This is a genomic window from Microbacterium sp. zg.Y909, assembly GCF_024626565.1.
In genome coordinates, this window is sequence record NZ_JANJFJ010000003.1 from 1 (window position 1) to 17,950 (window position 17,950).

15 protein-coding genes and 1 pseudogene are annotated in these 17,950 nt (G+C 69.5%); 10 read left to right on the forward strand and 6 right to left on the reverse strand.

Going from position 1 to position 17,950, the window contains the following annotated elements:
- Positions 1–182: 182 nt before the first annotated feature.
- The 6 genes from NQ160_RS00410 (at position 183) to NQ160_RS00435 (ending at position 5,978) form a co-directional block, all read left to right on the forward strand.
- Entirely contained in the window at positions 183–977 is a 795-nt protein-coding gene (locus tag NQ160_RS00410; protein WP_257513248.1) for a biotin--[acetyl-CoA-carboxylase] ligase, read from the forward strand.
- Between the two features lie 55 nt (positions 978–1,032).
- A complete protein-coding gene (locus tag NQ160_RS00415; RefSeq protein ID WP_257513249.1) occupies positions 1,033–1,614 on the forward strand; it encodes a PH domain-containing protein in 582 nt (193 codons plus the stop codon).
- Positions 1,615–1,665: 51 nt separating this feature from the next.
- Positions 1,666–2,802, forward strand: a complete 1,137-nt coding sequence (locus NQ160_RS00420; protein WP_257513250.1) for a 5-(carboxyamino)imidazole ribonucleotide synthase — start codon at positions 1,666–1,668, stop codon at positions 2,800–2,802.
- Between the two features lie 141 nt (positions 2,803–2,943).
- Positions 2,944–3,411, forward strand: coding sequence for a 5-(carboxyamino)imidazole ribonucleotide mutase (purE, locus tag NQ160_RS00425; RefSeq protein ID WP_257513282.1), 468 nt, complete (start codon positions 2,944–2,946; stop codon positions 3,409–3,411).
- Positions 3,408–4,862: an LCP family protein gene (locus tag NQ160_RS00430; protein WP_257513251.1), complete on the forward strand. Its 1,455-nt coding sequence runs from the start codon at positions 3,408–3,410 to the stop codon at positions 4,860–4,862. Before purE ends, NQ160_RS00430 begins: the two co-directional genes overlap by 4 nt.
- 3 nt (positions 4,863–4,865) lie before the next feature.
- Positions 4,866–5,978 carry a glycosyltransferase gene (locus tag NQ160_RS00435; RefSeq protein WP_257513252.1) on the forward strand — a complete coding sequence of 371 codons (1,113 nt, stop codon included), beginning with the start codon at positions 4,866–4,868 and terminating at the stop codon, positions 5,976–5,978.
- Between the two features lie 16 nt (positions 5,979–5,994).
- On the opposite strand, the gene NQ160_RS00440 is transcribed toward NQ160_RS00435, so the two are convergent.
- The 3 genes and pseudogenes from NQ160_RS00440 to NQ160_RS00450 form a co-directional block, all read right to left on the reverse strand.
- Positions 5,995–6,504 carry an S-layer homology domain-containing protein gene (locus NQ160_RS00440; RefSeq protein ID WP_257513283.1) on the reverse strand — a complete coding sequence of 170 codons (510 nt, stop codon included), beginning with the start codon at positions 6,502–6,504 and terminating at the stop codon, positions 5,995–5,997.
- Positions 6,490–7,230 (reverse strand): annotated as a pseudogene (locus tag NQ160_RS00445) (ABC transporter ATP-binding protein); the annotation flags it as partial. The pseudogene NQ160_RS00445 and the gene NQ160_RS00440, both read right to left, overlap by 15 nt.
- Positions 7,214–8,080 carry an ABC transporter permease gene (locus NQ160_RS00450; RefSeq protein WP_257513253.1) on the reverse strand — a complete coding sequence of 289 codons (867 nt, stop codon included), beginning with the start codon at positions 8,078–8,080 and terminating at the stop codon, positions 7,214–7,216. The gene NQ160_RS00450 and the pseudogene NQ160_RS00445, both read right to left, overlap by 17 nt.
- 132 nt (positions 8,081–8,212) lie before the next feature.
- Between NQ160_RS00450 and NQ160_RS24805 the strand changes: the two genes are divergently transcribed.
- The 3 genes from NQ160_RS24805 (at position 8,213) to NQ160_RS00465 (ending at position 11,749) form a co-directional block, all read left to right on the forward strand.
- Entirely contained in the window at positions 8,213–9,913 is a 1,701-nt protein-coding gene (locus NQ160_RS24805) for a glycosyltransferase (protein WP_257513254.1), read from the forward strand.
- Complete coding sequence (locus NQ160_RS00460; protein ID WP_257513255.1) at positions 9,907–10,809, forward strand: glycosyltransferase; 903 nt, start codon at positions 9,907–9,909, stop codon at positions 10,807–10,809. The genes NQ160_RS24805 and NQ160_RS00460 overlap by 7 nt, the downstream gene beginning before the upstream one ends.
- 64 nt (positions 10,810–10,873) lie before the next feature.
- Positions 10,874–11,749 (forward strand): S-layer homology domain-containing protein, encoded by an 876-nt coding sequence (locus NQ160_RS00465; RefSeq protein WP_257513256.1) that lies wholly within the window; start codon positions 10,874–10,876, stop codon positions 11,747–11,749.
- A 38-nt stretch (positions 11,750–11,787) separates the two neighbouring features.
- On the opposite strand, the gene NQ160_RS00470 is transcribed toward NQ160_RS00465, so the two are convergent.
- The 3 genes from NQ160_RS00470 to rfbA are packed head-to-tail and all read right to left on the reverse strand — an operon-like array spanning position 11,788 to position 15,064.
- A complete protein-coding gene (locus NQ160_RS00470) occupies positions 11,788–13,197 on the reverse strand; it encodes a bifunctional dTDP-4-dehydrorhamnose 3,5-epimerase family protein/NAD(P)-dependent oxidoreductase (protein ID WP_257513257.1) in 1,410 nt (469 codons plus the stop codon).
- Positions 13,197–14,195: a dTDP-glucose 4,6-dehydratase gene (rfbB, locus tag NQ160_RS00475; RefSeq protein WP_257513258.1), complete on the reverse strand. Its 999-nt coding sequence runs from the start codon at positions 14,193–14,195 to the stop codon at positions 13,197–13,199. Before rfbB ends, NQ160_RS00470 begins: the two co-directional genes overlap by 1 nt.
- Positions 14,195–15,064: a glucose-1-phosphate thymidylyltransferase RfbA gene (gene rfbA / locus NQ160_RS00480; protein WP_257513259.1), complete on the reverse strand. Its 870-nt coding sequence runs from the start codon at positions 15,062–15,064 to the stop codon at positions 14,195–14,197. The genes rfbB and rfbA overlap by 1 nt, the downstream gene beginning before the upstream one ends.
- A gap of 144 nt (positions 15,065–15,208) precedes the next feature.
- On the opposite strand from rfbA, the gene NQ160_RS00485 reads away from it, so the two are divergent.
- Positions 15,209–17,920, forward strand: coding sequence for an LGFP repeat-containing protein (locus NQ160_RS00485; RefSeq protein WP_257513260.1), 2,712 nt, complete (start codon positions 15,209–15,211; stop codon positions 17,918–17,920).
- Positions 17,921–17,950: the final 30 nt, after the last annotated feature.

The window sequence follows — 17,950 nt, forward strand, 5'->3', positions numbered from 1 at the left end:
GCATCGAGGACCGCTTCCTGGTATCGGTCGCGCAGGTCGGCGATCTTGCCGGCGGTCGTGGAGAGGTCGGGCTGGTCCGTCACCGTTCCACCCTAGCGACAGCGCCCTCCCGGACGTTGGAGGGTGGAGACAAGGGGTCGCGGCATCCGCTGTGGGAATCCGTCGAGGCGTAGGGTGTCGCCATGACGCTCCCCACCGCAGGCTTCCCGCTCGCAGCGGCCGTCTCGCCCCGGCTGCAGGTCGTCGAATCGACCGACTCCACCAATGCCCACCTCATCCGCGACGTCGAGCACGATCCCGCCGGTCACCCGCATCTGTCGGTGCTGCTCACCGACGACCAGCGGGCCGGTCGCGGTCGCCTGGACCGCTCCTGGACGACGCCGGCCGGCACCGCGCTGGCGGTGTCGGTGCTCGTGCGCGTCCCCGATCTTCCGCCGCACGCGCGCGGCTGGATCCCCCTGGTCGCCGGCGCCGCGATGACGCGCGCGCTCACCGATCAGCTGCGCGGGCACGCCCACGAAGTGGCGCTGAAGTGGCCGAACGACGTGCTGCTGGACGGCGGCAAGGTGTGCGGCATCCTCGCCGAGGTGGTTCCCGGCGATCCTTCGGCGGTCGTCGTGGGGGCAGGGGTGAACACCAGCATGCGCCGGGTCGACCTGCCGGTGCCCACCGCGACGTCGTTCGCCGCCGTGGGCGTGGACATCGACCTCGACGCACTGCTCGCCCGCTATCTGCGTTTCATCGAGGAGCAGCTGGCCGCCCTGACAGCCGCGGGCGGCGACGCCGCGGCATCCGGAGTGCGCGCCGAGGTCGAGGCGGTCTGCGACACGATCGGCCGCGACGTGTCGGTGAGCATGCCCGACGGCGGCGTGCTCCTCGGCCGGGCCGTGCGGCTGGATGCCGACGGGCGCCTGGTCGTCGAGGTCTCGGGCGTCGAGACGATGGTCTCGGCCGGGGACGTCGTGCACGTGCGCTGAGCGGCGTTCCGCGTGCCGGACGTCTGCTGTCGTCCCCGCCCGTCACAATGGTGGGGTGACCCAGCCCATGAGCTTCGCGGGGCGTCCGCTGACGCCGGCGCCCGGCGCGCCGACGCCCGAACTGAGGGTGGCGCGCCTGCGCGGCCATGCGCGGCGCATGTTCTGGCCGGCGCTGGTGCTCATCGCGGTGGCCGGGGCCGTCGGCTACTTCTACGGGCACGTGCCGGCGCCGTTCGAGGACTGGATGCTGCCGACCGCGGCGGCCGCGATCGTGCTGATCGTCGTCGTGCTGCCGTACCTGTCCTGGCTCTCGCGCACCTACACGATCACGACCCGACGGGTGATCGCGCGTTCGGGGCTGTTCACCACCCACCGCACCGAAGTCGCCCACGCCCGCGGGTACACCATCCGCGAGCGACGGGGACCGCTGCAGCGACTGTGGGGGGCGGGCACGCTGATCCTCTCCAACGGGGTGGACGCGCCGGTGGTGCTCAAGAACATCCCCGCGGTGTCACTCGTGCATGAGGTGCTCGCCGACCAGGTCGAGGTGAGCCAGATCCTGGCGCACCGCGATTCCCACGCCATTCAGACGATCGCCGACGCCGCCGGACCGCCGCCGCCCCTTCCCGGTCGCTGAGCGCGTGCTGCCCCGCGCATGCGGGAGGATGAAGGGGACGAAAGGAACGGCATGGCGCTGCGAGTCGGAGTCGTGGGTGGGGGGCAGCTGGCCCGCATGATGATCGCACCGGCGGTGGAACTGGGGGTCGAGCTGCGGGTTCTGGCGGAGGAGCCGGGCATGTCGGCCTCGCTCGCAGCGTCGGCGGTCGGCGATTACCGCGACGCCGACACGGTGCTCGCCTTCGCGCGGGAGGTGGACGTCGTCACCTTCGACCACGAGCACGTGCCGCAGGACGTGCTGCGCGCCCTCGTCGATGCAGGAGTGCCGGTGCACCCCGGGCCCGACGCGCTGAGATTCGCGCAGGACAAGCTGCTCATGCGCGCCCGCCTGGACGAACTCGGCATGCCGCAGCCCGAGTGGGCCGCCGTCGCCGAGGCATCCCAGCTTCAGGACTTCCTCGACGCGCACGGCGGACGCGCGGTCGTGAAGACCCCGCGCGGCGGCTACGACGGCAAGGGAGTGCGGGTCGTCGCTGCGGCGGCCGAGGTCGAGGACTGGTTCACCGCTCTCGCCGAAGACGCCCGAGGCGGCGAGCTGCTGGTGGAGGAGCTCGTCGATTTCACCCGCGAACTCGCCCAGCAGGTGGCGCGCCGGCCCTCCGGCGACCTGCGCTCGTATCCCGTGGTCGAGACCGTGCAGCGCGACGGGGTGTGCGCCGAGGTCATCGCTCCCGCCCCGCATGCCTCCGCACGGCTCATCGACGTGGCCCGCGGCATCGGCGAATCCATCGCCACCGGGCTCGGGGCCACCGGCATGCTGGCCGTCGAGCTCTTCGAGACCGTCGATGGGCGGGTGCTCGTCAACGAGCTGGCCATGCGCCCGCACAACAGCGGCCACTGGAGCCAGGACGGCGCGGTCACGGGTCAGTTCGAGCAGCACCTGCGTGCGGTGCTCGACCTTCCGCTGGGGGACCCGTCGCCGCGCGCGGCGTGGTCGGTGATGGTCAACATCCTCGGGGGCCCCGCCTCGGGCGGGCTCGACGACCGCTTCGACCGGGCGATGGCCGAGCACCCCGGTGCCAAGATCCACACCTACGGCAAGGCGCCGCGGCCCGGCCGCAAGGTCGGGCACGTCACCGTCGCCGGCCCCGATCTCGACGACGCCGTGTACGAGGCGCGTGCCGCCGCTGCCCACTTCGACGGCTGATCGAGGCTGCGAGAGGGTGCCCGAGGCTGTCGGGGCGACGCCGGGCGCGCGCCGTTGCGGGGAACTTGCAGGAGCGCGGCCTAGCCTTGACAGGTGACCCGGCCGCTGCATTCCTCTGAAGAACCCCTCGTCGGCGTCGTGATGGGCTCGGACTCCGACTGGCGGGTCATGAGCGACGCGTCGCAGGCGCTTTCGGACTTCGCGGTGCCGCACGAGGTCGAGGTCGTCTCGGCCCACCGCACGCCCGACAAGCTGCTGCGCTACGGCCGCGAGGCGCGGGCGCGGGGCCTGAAGGTCATCATCGCCGGCGCCGGGGGAGCGGCGCACCTTCCCGGCATGCTGGCTTCGGTGACGGAGCTGCCGGTGATCGGGGTTCCGGTGCAGCTGGCCACCCTCGACGGTCTCGACTCGCTGCTGAGCATCGTTCAGATGCCCGCCGGCATTCCGGTGGCGACGGTCTCGATCAACGGCGCGAAGAACGCCGGCCTCCTCGCGGTGCGCATGCTGGGCATGTCCGACGATCGGCTCGCCGAGCGCGTGGCCGGCTACGCCCGCGACCTCGAGGGCCAGGTGGAGGAGAAGAACCGCCGGCTGAAGGGCGCCCTGTGAGCGTGACCACGCCGCCGCGCGTGAGCGCTGCGGGATCGACCGGCGCGCGGACGCGACTGCTGCAGGAGCGCCCGCTGCGGCATCCGGATGCCACGTCGCCCGCGGTCATGACCCGTCGTGCCTGGTGGCTCGTCGTCCTGAACTTCTTGGTGCCCGGCTCTGCGCAGGTGCTCGCCGGCAGCCGCCGGCTCGGCCGCGTCGGCCTCGCCGCGACGCTGACGATGTGGGTGCTGGTCGTCGTCGTCGGGCTCCTCGCGCTCCTCTGGCGCCCGGCGCTGTTCACGCTCGGCAGCAACTGGTTCGCGCTCACCGCCGCACAGGTGCTGCTCATCGGCTACGTCGTGCTGTGGTGCGTGCTCACGGTCGACACGCTGCGTCTCGTGCGACTGGTTCGCGTTCGGCAGCGCGCCCGCGCCGGCATCGCCGCGCTCGCGGTGGCACTGCTCGTGATCGCCGGTGGGGGCACCGCGTATGCGGCGTACTCGGTGGGCACCCTGCGCGGTGCGTTCGGCAGCATCTTCGGGCAGAGCGGCCCCAGCGTGCCGCCGTCCGACGGCTACTACAACATTCTGCTGCTGGGCGCCGACAGCGGCGACGGCCGCGACTCGATGCGCTTCGACAGCATCTCGGTGGTGTCGGTGAACGCCGACTCCGGTGCCGTGACGATCACCGGCATCCCGCGCGACATCCAGAACGCGCCGTTCTCGGAGGGTCCCATGCGGGACCTCTACCCTGACGGCTTCGAGGGCCATGCCGACCTCTCGTGCGGCTGGGGGGCCGGAATCAACCAGCTGATGAACGCGGTCCAGGTGTGCCGCGACGGCTCGGGCCTGTACCCCGACGCGGCGGACCGGGGCTCCACGCCCGCCGTAGAGGCGACGAAGGATGCCGCGGAGGGAATCCTCGGCATCGAGATCCCGTACTACGTCTTCATCGACATGCACGGCTTCGCCGCCATGATCGACGCGCTGGGCGGGGTCGACATCACGGTCGCCGAGCGGCTGCCCAAGGGCGGGGGGCCGGCGTACGACGGCCAGCCCGCTGACGAGTGGGCGATCGGCTGGATCGAAGCGGGCGATCAGCACATGGACGGCGACACCGCCCAGTGGTACGCCCGCTCCCGCTACACCACCAGCGACTGGGACCGCATGCAGCGACAGCGGCAGCTGCAGCAGGCGATGCTCGAGCAGCTCGATCCGTTCAACGCGCTGACGCGGTTCAACGACATCGCCGCCGCCGGGCAGGACCTGATCGAGACCGACCTGCCCCAGTCGATGCTGGCGTACTTCGCCGACCTGGCGCTGAAGGCCAAGGAACAGCCTCTGACGACGCTCGAACTGACCCCGCAGGGAATCGGCATCGACCCGGACGACCCGGACTACGACCGTGTGCACGAAGCGGTGCAGGCGGCACTGCATCCGCCGACGCCGACCCCCGCCTCGGAGGGCTGAGCGGTGACGACGACACTGCGGGTCGTGCTGGAGGCGCCGGCGCCCATCGGCGACAGGCAGGCCCAGGCAGGGCGCGAACTGGCCGGGGCGATGGTGCGCACGGCGCCGTCGGGCTGCGATGTGGCCGCACTCGTTCCGTCGGTGCCCGACGACGTGCTCGCAGACCTGCAGGCGCAGGTCCCCGGTCTCGCGCGGGTGGACACCGCACCGCTCGCGCGCCGCGAGCTGGCGGCATCGTGGCAGCTGGGCATCGCTGCCGGGGTCGGCGGGGGGATGATCCACGCCACCGGCCTGGCTGCGCCCCTGGTTCGACACGACCGCGTCTACCACCACGACCAGACCGTCGTCACGATGTGGGACCTCGCCGCCTGGGAGGCGCCCGACGAACTGGCGAGACCGTTCGTGTCGTGGCAGAAGGCCATGCTCAAGCGGGTCGGCAAGCACGCCGATGCCGTCGTGGTGCCCACCCACGCGCACGCGGAGCGTCTCGCCGAGATCGCGAAGCTCGGTGAGCGCATCCGCGTGATCGCCGGCGCGGCTCCCGAGGGGTTCGGCGTGCCGACCGACGAGGTCGGGCGACGGCGCGCGCTGGAGCTTCCGGGGGAGTACGTGCTGGTGGACGGTACCTGGCGTACGGGGCTGGATGCCGCATTCGCCGCCGTGGCCCGCGGCGGGGCGGGGCTGCCCATCGTCGTGACCGGCGTCGCGGGCTCCCGTGGCGCCGAGGTCGCGGGGCTCGCCGTCGAGGCCGGTCTCGCCGCAGACCGGGTGCATGTGCCGAGCGGCCTCGACGCCGCCGACCGTGCCGCCGTGCTGAGCGGGGCCTCGGTGCTGCTCGCCCCGGCGGCCGTCACCGCCTTCCCCTGGCTCGTCGTCGACGCGCTGACGCTCGGCACGCCCGTGATCGCCGCGGACTGCGCGGTGCATCGCGAGGTCGTCGTGGATGGCGCCGTGCTCGTGCATGCCGCGGCCGAGGGACTCGCCGACGGGCTGCGGCAGGTGCTCGAGTCGGATTCCGTGCGCGAGCGGCTGTCGGTGCTCTCCGCAGACCGCGGACGTGCATTCTCGTGGCAGGGAGCCGCGGAGCGGGTATGGCAGCTGCACGCGGAGCTCTGACGCCGCGCGCGCCGCGCTACCTCGGCGAGATCCCCGCGGTGTTCTCGTAGCGACTCAGGAAGGCAGCGAGGGCTTCGCGCGTGACCTCGGCTTCCGGACGGAAAGTCGGCAGCCCGCGATCCTCGTCCCACCCTTTGGAGATGCCGGTATCCCGTAGCCAGGCGATCGCGCGGAAGTCGCGGTGGGCGGTGTCCACGTCCCGGAAGGGCGATGTCCGGGGCGCGGTGAAGGGTGGGCGACCGGCCGTGTCGTAGAGGTGGGCGGCGAGGGACGCACGCTCGAGGGGGCGGTCTTCGCCATCCGTCTCCGAGCGACCGCGCGCCGGGGGGGAGCCCAGAGCGGCCAGCGCCGCGCGCAGCTCGCCCTCGGTGACGGTGTCCGCCGGGCGGAACAGCTCGCGTCCGGAGTCGTCGGTCACGGTCGGGAGGACACCGCGCTCGGTCAGGCCGAGGATCTCCTCGAAGAAGAGGTGATCGCGCGATACGTCGGCGAACGGCGAGGTTCCCAGGCGACGCAGGCGCTCCACCGCGGCGCCGGAGTCGCCATCGAACAGCACCCTTCCGCCGCGCAGCAGGATGCCGCGGCTGCACAGCGCCGACACCATATCGAGGTCGTGGGACACGACGACGAGCGTCTTCCCCTGCGCGTGCAGCTCTCGGATGCGTGCCAGACACTTCTTCTGGAACGGCTCGTCGCCCACGGAGAGGATCTCATCGATCAGGAGGACGTCCTGCTCCGTGTGGATGGCGACAGAGAAGGCCAGGCGCAGGAACATACCCGACGAGTAGTGCTTCACCTCGGTGTCGATGAACTTCTCGATCTCGCTGAAGGCGACGATGTCGTCGAAGCGCTCGTCGATCTCCTTGCGGGACATGCCGAGGATCGCGGCGTTCAGGTAGATGTTCTCGCGCCCGGAGAGGTCGGGGTGGAAGCCGGCTCCGACCTCGATGAGCCCGGCCACCCGGCCCCGGGTGAGCACTTTCCCCGAGTCTGGCCTCAGCACCCCCGAGATGAGCTTGAGGAGTGTCGACTTTCCGGAACCGTTGAAGCCGAGAAGTGCGACCGCCTCGCCTTCTTCGATTTCGAACGACACGCCGTCGAGGGCGTGGAAGCTGGTGGACAGCGGTTTGCGGCGCACGGCGGCGACGAAGGTCTCCTTGAAGGAGTGTGTGTGGCGCAGTGTGAACTTCTTGCGGACGTCGTCGACGACGATCCGAGCCCGTGACGGCGATGACTCAGAGATCCTGCGCAAAGCGCCCCTCCAGACGACGGAAGACGAACTGCCCCAGAAGCAGGACGGCAACCGACAGTGCGGCCGCGTAACCCGCATACAGCCACATGTCGGGCAGCGGCTGCGCTCCGCCCGGGCCGAGGGGGAACCAGATGCCGTAGTGGAACAGCTCGACTGCAGGAGTGAGAGGGTTCAGCCGATACAGCACGAACGCCCAGTCGGGGACCTGGTCGGACACCATCCGCCACTGATACATCACCGGAGAGGCCCAGATGGCCATCATCACGATGATCTCGACGAAACTCTGCGCGTCGCGGAAGGTGACGTTGATCGAGCCGAACAGCATTGCGAGCCCGGTTGCGAGGACGGCGACGATGGCGAGCGCGACGAGCAGGGCGACGATCTGAAGAAGGCTGGGCGCCCAGCCGAAGAGCAGCGCGATCGCGACGATGACGATGATCTGGGGGATCACATTGACCGAAGCCACCAGCACGCTCGCGATCGGGAACATCTCCCGCGGAAGGAAGATCTTCTTGATCAGCGCCGCGTTGTCGACCAGCGAGCGGGTGCCGTTGGAGAAGGCCTCGTTGAAGAACGTCACGATCGTGATGCCTGCGAGCAGATAGATCGGGTAGAACTCGATGGACTTGTTCAGCCCGAGGAAGACGCCCAGCGCGACGAAGAATACGACGAACTGCACGAGCGGTTTGACGTAGGACCACACCCAGCCGAGGACGGAACCGCGGTAGCGGATCTGGACGTCCTTGCGCACGATCAGCGAGAGGAGGTAACGCCGGCGGAAGACGTCCGCGATGCCGAGACTGCGCCCGGGGTCCTCCAACGATGAGGAGTCGGGAGACAGCGTGGACATCGTTTCCTTCTCGAGGTTGACAGGTGCCGGAGGCGCTTACATCCTATGCGGCGCAGCTCACGGGTCGGTGTGAGGCGGCGCTGGTAGGCTCCGGGAGGTGTCCTCCACCTCCGACCTCTCGCGTGTCTCACTGTGACTCTCTTCAACGCTCTCGGCCAGCCCGCACTGTTCAGCATCCTCGACGGCGCTGACCGCACCGCTGAGTTGTCGCCGCGTGAGACGCGCGTCCTCGTCGGAGCGATGAACTTCCACGCGCTGGTCGCCCCCGGACGAGAACTCGATGTCCACGTCTACGACGGCCCTCCCGCGGCGGTACCGCGCACCACGGATGATCGGACGTTCGACGGCCTCGATCCCGTCTTCCGCACGCGACGATTCAGTCTCCGGATGCAGAGTCTCGTCGCCCCCGAAGACCGTGCACGGATCGCCGCCGAGGCGCCGGCGGCCGCGCTGGCGGACAGCCCGGCGCGTCACATCCTCCTCACGCGCGACAGCGCGCTGGAGGCTGATCCGCCGCGCTACGCGCCCCGCGGCGTCCTACGGCGTGTCGCCCGCTCGGTGCGGACCCGATGGCCGCTTCTGTACGACGACCTGCGTGATGTCGAGCTCGCCCGACACCGACGGCCGCTGCACAACGCGGTGGCGCGGGTGGACTACCCGGCATTGTTCGAGCCCGGCGGCATCCACCACGATTCGCAGATCCTTCTGGCGCCCCCGGCTCCGCAGGACGCGCCGCGGGCGGTGCTGTTCGGTCTGCACTGGTTCGAGCTGGGCGGCGCCGAACGGTGGGCCATCGAGACGATCCGGATCGCGCGTGCGGCGGGTTTCGTCCCGGTCGTGATGACGAACCGGGATTCGCACCAGCCGTGGATCACCCGGGCAGAACTCGACGGCGCGGTGGTGGTGCCGTTCTCGGAGCCGACCGTGGTCTCGCAGACCCCGGGCGTGGAGGAGGCGCTGCGCGCGGTCCTGCACACCTTCGACGTGCGCGGTGTCGTCGTGCATCACAATCAGTGGCTTTACGACCGGCTTGCGTGGGTGCGTGCGTCACGACCGCAGATCCCCATCGTGGACTCCACGCACATCGTGGAGTACCGCGGTGGTGGGTACCCCGTCAGCAGTGCCGTGGTCGCCGACCAGCTCACCGCACACCATGTCATCTCCCCGTCGCTGCAGCGCTTCATGGTCGAGGTGCAGCGCGTCCCTGCGGAGAAGGTCGTCATGGCGCCGCTCGGCGGCCTCACGGTCGACACCGTCGGTGCTGACGAGGTGACCTTCCGGCCGCGGCAGCAGGGGGCGCCGCTCACGGTGGCGTTCGTCGGACGCATGGCACGCCAGAAGGGTCCGGAGGTCTTCGTCGAGACCGTCGCGCGGCTGCGCAAGCGCGGCGGCGACCGCATGCGGTTCATCATGCACGGCGATGGCGACCTCGCCTCATGGGTGGATGCGATGATCGCGGCACGCGGACTCGACGATGTCATCGAGCGACGGACCTCCGCCTCCCCGGTGCAGGACACGTTGCGCGATGCTCATGTGCTCGCGGTCTCGTCGCACAACGAGGGCCTCACGCTGACCACGCTCGAGGCTCTCACACACGGGGCGGCGGTCGTCTCCACCGACGTGGGGGCGCAGGGCGATATCGTGCCGGCACGGGCGCGCGTGCCGCGGGAGGCGCATCTGGCAGTGCGCGGGCTCGCGGAGGTCATATCGTGGCTGGAGCGCGATGAGCGCGCCCGCGAGGAATTGTGGCGCGAAGAGCGCGCTGCAGAGATACGCCTGTTGCGGGCGACGTCAGCGACCGAATGGTTCGCACAGGAGGTACGTACGTGGTGACAGTGGCCGCCGTTGTGGTGACCTTCAACCGACTGGAGAAACTGAGGCGGGTTCTGGCATCCATCGCCGCTCAGACCCACCCGGTCGAGCGACTGATCGTGGTGGACAACGCGTCTACTGATGGGACGGGCGACTACCTCGCCTCGCTGCAGCTCCCCGTCCCGGTCGACGTGGTGTCGATGCCCACCAACGCGGGCGGTGCGGGCGGATTCGCAGCCGGCATGGAGCGCGGGTATGCGGCCGGGGCCGATCACGTCTGGATCATGGACGACGACTGCTACCCGGAGCCGACCGCGCTGGCGGCGCTCGTCGGGGGGTTCGACGACGCGGTGGCCGAGCTCGGCGCTGACGTTCCGTTCGCATGCTCGGTGGTCACCTTCACAGACGGCACCATCTGCGAGATGAACAACCCCGTGCCGACGTGGGACTGGGGACGGCTGCTGGTGCGCGGGCAGCGCAACGTGATGGTGACGACGTGCTCGTTCGTGTCCGTGCTCATTCCGCGCTGGGCGATCGCCGAATACGGGCTGCCCTACGCCGAGTACTTCATCTGGTTCGACGACCGGGAGTACACGCTGAGATTGAGCGCGCGCTGCCCCGGCGTGCAGGTTCTCGACAGCGTCGTGGTGCACGACATGGGCGACAACAAGGGCGTCAATTTCTCGATGGTCACGGCCGCATCGCTGTGGAAGTTCGCGTACGGGGTGCGAAACGAAGCCTCGTATCAACTGCACCACCGCAGTTTGCTGTATTTCCTGGAGTTCGGCGCACGCCTGTTCGTAAGCCTGCACCGTGGCCGCGTGCCCCTGCGACTGCGGTTGACACTGGCACGCAAGTGGCTGTCGGGAATCACCTTCAACCCGAGCATCCGCTACCCGTCACCTCGACGCGCTTAGCCGCGGCCCGCTCGCTGGTAGGCTCGCGGGAGCACTACTGGGGAGTATTCTGATGCGATTTCACATGCGCGCCGCTGTCGGCGCGCTGCTGTCCCTTGCCCTCGTCGGGCCGCTGAGCGCGGCTCCCGCGGCGGCAGATCCCGTCGGCGGGAACGCGCACGTCTCTGCGGTGCCCGCGATCGCCGAGGACACGCGACTCGATTTCACCGACGTCGGAGAGGGCACCGCTTTCTACACAGAGATCATGTGGCTCGCTGACAGCGGCGTCACATCCGGCTGGGCCGACGGGACGTTCCGCCCCTATCAACCGGTGACCCGCGACGCGATGGCGGCGTTCCTCTATCGCTTGGATGGTTCGCCGAGCTATACCCCGCCGTCGGTTTCGCCTTTCGTCGACGTGCCCACCTCTTACCAGTTCTACAAAGAGATCTCGTGGCTCGCGGAACAGGGCATAACGACCGGATGGGATACCGCTGCCGGCCGGGAGTACCGACCCTGGAACCTCATCACACGCGATGCGATGGCGGCGTTCCTCTATCGCTACGACGGCAGCCCCTCGTTCGAGCCCAGCGCGGCATCGCCATTCCGTGACGTCTCGGCGACGAGCTCGTTCTATCGAGAGATCCTGTGGCTGGCCTCTCGCGGGATCTCGACCGGCTGGGACGTGGGAAACGGATGCCGTGACTATCGTCCCTTCGGTAACGTCGCCCGCGATGCGATGGCCGCATTCATGTACCGGTCGGTGAACGGCGGAACGTCGCCCGTCGTCGGCGGCACGTGCTCGCCCCCGCCGCCCGGGCCCGTCGTGTCCGACCCCGTTACTCCCGGTGCATTCTGCGCCAAGGAGCTGGCCGGATGGTACGGGCGAAGCGCACAGGGGGTGCTGATGCAGTGTGCGACTGCGCCGCACGACAGCAGGCTCCGCTGGCGAGCGGTGTGAAGGTCGAACCGTGACTCTCTGACGCAGGAGCGTCCGGCTCAGCCGCGGAGGTACTGAGTCAGCATTCGGCTCGTCTCACCCGTGGTGAAGCCGGTGCTCTCGAGCTTGCGCCCATCCAGGACGCTGTTGCGAGGGCGCGGTGCTACGGGCGCGCTGGCGGAGCTGAAGTACTCCTCGGTGGTCACCCCGGTGACGCGCGCAGGGTCGTTGCCCGTAAGCGCGAAGACCCGGCGTGCGACGTCCGCCCACGTGGTCGGCTCGCCGCTCCCCGTGAGGTTGTACAGGCCGTAGGGCGCGTGGGTGGAGACGAGATGCCGGATGCCGCGTGCGATGTCGTCCGTGAAGGTGAGCCGCCCCACCTGGTCGTCCACGACCTTCGGGTCGATGCCACGCTCCGCGAGAGAGGCCATCGTCCGCACGAAGTTGCCGCCTTCGCCGATGACCCAGCTGGTGCGCACGATGTAGTGCCGCGGGACGGTCGCCACGAGGGCGTCACCGGCGGCCTTGGTCTGTCCGTAGACCCCGAGCGGTGCGACCGGGTCGTCCTCGGTGTAGGGACCGGGCTTGGTCCCGTCGAAGACGTAGTCGCTGGACATGTGGACGAGCGTGATCCCGTTGGCCGCGGCCACCCGGGCGAGCCCGCCCACGGCGGTGACGTTCGCGGCCCATGCGTCGCGGCGGCCGGCAGCGGTCTCGGCCGTGTCGACGGCGGTGTACGCGGCGGCGTTGACGATCACGTCGTAGTCGCGCCAGTGGCGCGCCGACTCCAGGCCGGGCGCGGTGATGTCCAGGGTCGAACGGTCGGCGTATTCGACGTGGCCGGCATCGCCGTACTCGGCCCGCAGCGCCCGGCCGAGCTGCCCGCCGGCTCCGAGCACCAGGATCTTCTTCGGGGGCACGGGGGTGACATCGGCCAGGCGCGGGTGCGCGGCATCCTTCGCCGACAGCTCCGCTTGATCCAGCGGGATCGGCCAGGCGATCGCCGCGGTCTCATCGGCCAGGTTCAGGAACGTGTACTGCGCGTCGGGGGACCAGTGGTCGTTGACCAGGTATGTGTACGCGGTGTCCGGCTCGAGGGTCTGGTACGAGTTGCCCACACCGCGCGGCACGAAGATGGCCTTCGACGGGCCGAGCTCCGCGGTGAAGACCGCACCGAACGTCGGTCCTTCGCGGAGGTCCACCCACGCGCCGAAGATGCGACCGGTCGCGACCGAGACCCACTTGTCCCAGGGTTCGGCGTGGATGCCGCGGGTCGTGCCGACGGCGTCGTTGAACGAGATGTTGTTCTGCACGGGACCGAAATCGGGCAGGCCCGCCGCGGTCATCTTCTCGCGCTGCCAGTTCTCCTTGAACCACCCGCGGCTGTCGCCGTGCACGGGCAGGTCCCAGACGACCAGGCCCGGGATGCCGGTCTCGGTCGGTCGCAAGGGCTTGCCGTATTCGGTCATCACTGGCCCTTCGCCGCGTAGAAGGCCTCGACGCCGTCCTTGGCCGGCGCCCACCAGTCCTCGTGGGCGCGGTACCAGTCGATCGTGGCGGCAAGTCCCGCCTCGAAGTCCCGGTAGCGCGGCGCCCAGCCGAGCTCCGTGCGCAGCTTCGTGGAGTCGATGGCGTAGCGCAGGTCGTGCCCGGCGCGGTCGGTGACGTGGTCGTACGCGTCGGCGGGCTGGCCCATGAGCCGCAGGATCAGCTCGACGACGGTCTTGTTGTCCTCCTCGCCGTCGGCGCCGATGAGGTACGTCTCACCGATCTCGCCCTTGTCGAGGATGGTCAGCACGGCCGACGAGTGGTCGTCCGCGTGGATCCAGTCGCGCACGTTCTCGCCCTTGCCGTAGAGCTTGGGGCGGATGCCGCGGATCACGTTGGTGATCTGGCGGGGGATGAACTTCTCCACGTGCTGGTAGGGCCCGTAGTTGTTGGAGCAGTTGCTGATGGTCGCCCGCACCCCGAACGAACGCACCCACGCGCGAACAAGGAGGTCGCTGCCGGCCTTCGTGGAGGAGTAGGGAGACGACGGGTTGTAGGGGGTCGACTCGGTGAACCGGGCCGGGTCGTCCAGCTCGAGGTCGCCGTAGACCTCGTCGGTCGAGATGTGGTGGAAGCGCACATCGTGCTTTCGCGCCGCCTCGAGCAGGGTGTACGTGCCGACGATGTTCGTGTCCAGGAACGGCCGGGGGTCGTGAAGGCTGTTGTCGTTGTGGGACTCGGCTGCGAAGTGCACGACGGCATCGGTGTCGCCGAACAGCTCGTCCACGAGCGCGGCGTCGGCGATGTCGCCCTGCACGAAGCGCACGCGGTCTTCGGGGAGGTCCTGCAGCGAAGCGCGGTTGCCCGCGTAGGTCAGCTTGTCGAGGACCGTCACGTGGTCGCCCGTGTGCTCCACGACGTGGTGCACGAAATTCGAGCCGATGAAGCCGGCACCGCCGGTGACGAGCAGTCTGCGCATCAGTGTCCCCTCTCCAGGGTCTCAAGCAGATACGTCCCGTATCCGGACTTCACCAGCTTCTCCGCCCGTTCGCGCAGCTGCGCGTCGGAGAGGAACCCCTGGCGCCAGGCGACCTCCTCCGGCACGCCGATCGACAGTCCGGTGCGCCGCTGGATCGTGCGGACGTACTCCGCGGCATCCGTCATCTGGTCGAACGTTCCGGTATCGAGCCAGGCGGTGCCGCGGGGGAGGACCTCCACCTGCAGCCTGCCCTGCTCGAGGTACGCCCGGTTGACATCGGTGATCTCGTACTCGCCGCGGGGAGACGGCGACAGGTTGCGGGCGATGTCGACGACGTCGTTGTCGTAGAAGTACAGGCCGGGGACGGCGTAGTTGCTCTTGGGCACGGCGGGCTTCTCCTCCAGCGAGACCGCGACCCCGGCGTCGTCGAACTCCACGACGCCGTAGGCGGAGGGTTCGGCTACCCAGTAGGCGAAGACGGCGCCACCCTCGACATCGGCGTAGCGCTTCAGCTGCGAGCCGAGGCCGGGTCCATAGAGGAGGTTGTCGCCGAGGACGAGGGCAACCTTGTCGTCGCCGATGAAGTCGGCGCCGATGGTGAAGGCCTGCGCCAGGCCGTCCGGCGCCGGCTGCTGCGCGAACGTCAGGGAGATGCCGAACTGCGACCCGTCGCCCAGGAGTCGCTCGAAGAACGGTGCGTCATGCGGAGTGGTGATGATGAGGATCTCGTCGATGCCCGCCAGCATGAGGGTCGACAGCGGGTAGTAGACCATCGGCTTGTCGTACACGGGGATCAGCTGCTTGGAGACCCCGAGCGTGATCGGATGCAGACGCGTGCCGGAACCACCGGCGAGGATTATGCCCTTCACCGCTCCATCGTTCCACACGCGGCGCGACGGATGCGCCGGTCGCAAGGTCTTTCCATGGTGAGAAGGATGCCGTGCGGACGGGGCGCCGGAGTGAGACTCTTCGCACCGTTGGTGATATCCCGCAACTTCCGCAACACTTGATTCATGACGCGCCCCCCTGCACAGGACCGTGCCACGCGCTCGCGCGCGGTGTCGGTCATCCTTGCGGCGCTCCTCGTCCTCGTGGGTGGGCTCGTCACCACGCCGGTCGCCGCAGCGGTTCCCGTCACGGCGCCCACCGTGGTGAAGACCGCCGACCTTTCGCAGTTTCAGCCCGGCAACATCATCTCGGATGCCGTCTTCTACGACCCGAACACGATGACCGAGGCCCAGATCCAGTCGTTCCTCAATGGCAAGGTCCCCACCTGCCGCTCGGGTCACGTCTGCCTCAAGAGCAAGACAGATACGACGCGGAGCATTCCGGCCGACGCCATGTGCAACGCGTATCAGGGCGGGGGCGTCGAATCGTCCGCCCGCATCATCTTCAAGGTCGCCCAGGCGTGCGGGATCAACCCCCAGGTGCTGCTCGTGATGCTGGAGAAGGAACAGAGTCTGGTCACCGACACCTGGCCCTATGATTCGCAGTACCGCATCGCGATGGGGCAGGGGTGTCCCGACACGGCAGGGTGCGACTCGCGGTATTTCGGCTTCTTCAACCAGGTGCACGGGGCCGCCTGGCAGCTCAAGCGCTATGCCAATCCCCCGGGGACGAGTAACTACTTCACGTGGTACGCACCGGGCAACACCTGGAACGTGCGGTACCACCCGAATGTGTCGTGCGGGTCGTCGCCGGTCTACATCGCCAACAAGGCGACCGCTGCGCTGTACTACTACACGCCCTACCAGCCCAACGCCGCATCGCTGCGCGCGGGGTCCGGCGAAGGGGACGCGTGCTCCAGCTACGGCAATCGCAACTTCTATCGATTCTTCACGGATTGGTTCGGAAACCCGGTCTACCGCGTAGAGGGGGCGATCGCGACCTACTGGAGCGCCCAGGGCGGGGCAACGGGCTGGGTGGGTGAGCCCACGGCGGCGATGCGCTCGTGGCCCTCGCGCGGGTGGTCGCAGCGGTTCACGGGAGCGGACTTGTACTTCGCCATCGACGGCACTCAGGTGTACCCGACCATCGGCGGCACCCGCGACGAGTATCGACTCGTGGGCGAAGCCGCCAGCGGACTGGGCTGGCCCGACGGTGCGGTCTACGCGGCCGGCGGCGGCTGGTACCAGGACTTCCGCGGCGGCCGCATCTATGTGCGCCCCGGCGACGGTCGCGCCTTCGCCGTCGCCTCTCCGATAAATGAGGTGTACGAGGCGGCCGGCAACATCGGCGGGACGCTGGGCTGGCCCTCCAACCGCGCGTACCGGTACCAGGACGGCTCGCGGCAGGATTTCGCGGGTGGCAGCATCTTCCAGGGTCCGACAGCGACGGTGGCACTGGACGCGACGCTGACAGCGGCGTACGTCGCATCGGGCGGTCCCTCAGCGCTAGGGTGGCCGGTCAGCGTCGGCTCCACCGCAGCCGGTCAGCACATCGTGCTCACGAAGGGCCTCCTGCTGCGCTCGGGCAGCACCACCGTCACGGTGCGTGGGGCGGTTTTCGATGCGTATGCCGCGGCCGGCGGAATCACCGGTGCGCTCGGCGCGCCGACGGGCGCGGAGAAGAGCGAGGGCACGGCCCGCGTGCAGACCTTCCAGAACGGCACGATCTACTCCACGAGCGCCGGCGCCTACGCCGTCACCGGTCTCGGAGCCGCACTCGCGGCGAATGGCGGGACCGCCGCGCTGGGCTACCCCACGGGTCCGCAGCGCGGCGCCGGCCCGTCCTACTCGCAGGACTTCGGACGCACCACGTTGACCACTGGACCGGCAGGCGCGTTCACCGTTGCCGGGGCCATCGGCAACGCCTATCGGGCGATGGGCGGCGCGGCAAGCTACCTCGGTGCCGCGAAGGGCCCGGAGATGGCAGTGAACGGGGGCTTCGTCCAGGAGTTCGAGGGTGGGCGCATCGTGTGCAGCACGCGGGCGACGGTCGCCGTGCCGTCGGCGGTGGCCGCAGCGCACGACGCCGCGGGTGGTCCGACCGGTCGCCTCGGCTGGCCGACCACCGCCGCTGCGGCAACGCTGGCCGGAGGGTGGAAGCAGTCCTATGTCGGGGGCGACATCTTCGTCGCGCCTGACGGGAGAACCGCGGCCGCTGTCTTCGGCGTCACGCTGCGCACCTACCTCAACGGCGGCGGCCCGGCCGTCCTCGGGTTCCCCACGGGACCTGAGGCCGAAAGCGCGGCCGGTTGGTCGCAGCCGTTCCAGAAGAGCATGGTATTCGTCCCTCGCGGCGCCCCGGCGTCGGCCGTGAGCGGCGCGGCGTACGACACCTTCGTATCGGCCGGGGGTGTCGGAACGCTCGGCTTCGCCCTGGGCCCGGTCAGCCGCACCGGCGGTGGAGTCGCCTTCCAGCCGTTCGCGCAGGCGACGATGTACATCACCCCGTCGGGTGCGTTCTTCACCATGGGTTACATCCGCACCTTCTACAACTCGCTCGGCGCGTCCGGGGGAGTGCTGGGGGTGCCCACGGGCAACGAGTACGCCACGGCGGGCGGCTTCCGTCAGAACTTCGCAGGCGGGTCAGTCCTCGTCTCGGGAACGGGCGCGTTCGTCGTGCGGGGCGCCCTCGGTGCGGAGTACCTGCGCCGCGGTGGCGAGACGGGGCCGCTCGGGTGGCCGATGGGGAACGAGACTTCCGGGCCCGGCTTCTGGCAGCAGCGCTTCCAGAACGGCACGCTCGTCCTTCGTGCGGACGGCACCTACGAGGTGCGTTGACCGGCGTTGCCGGGCTGCATTGATACGCTT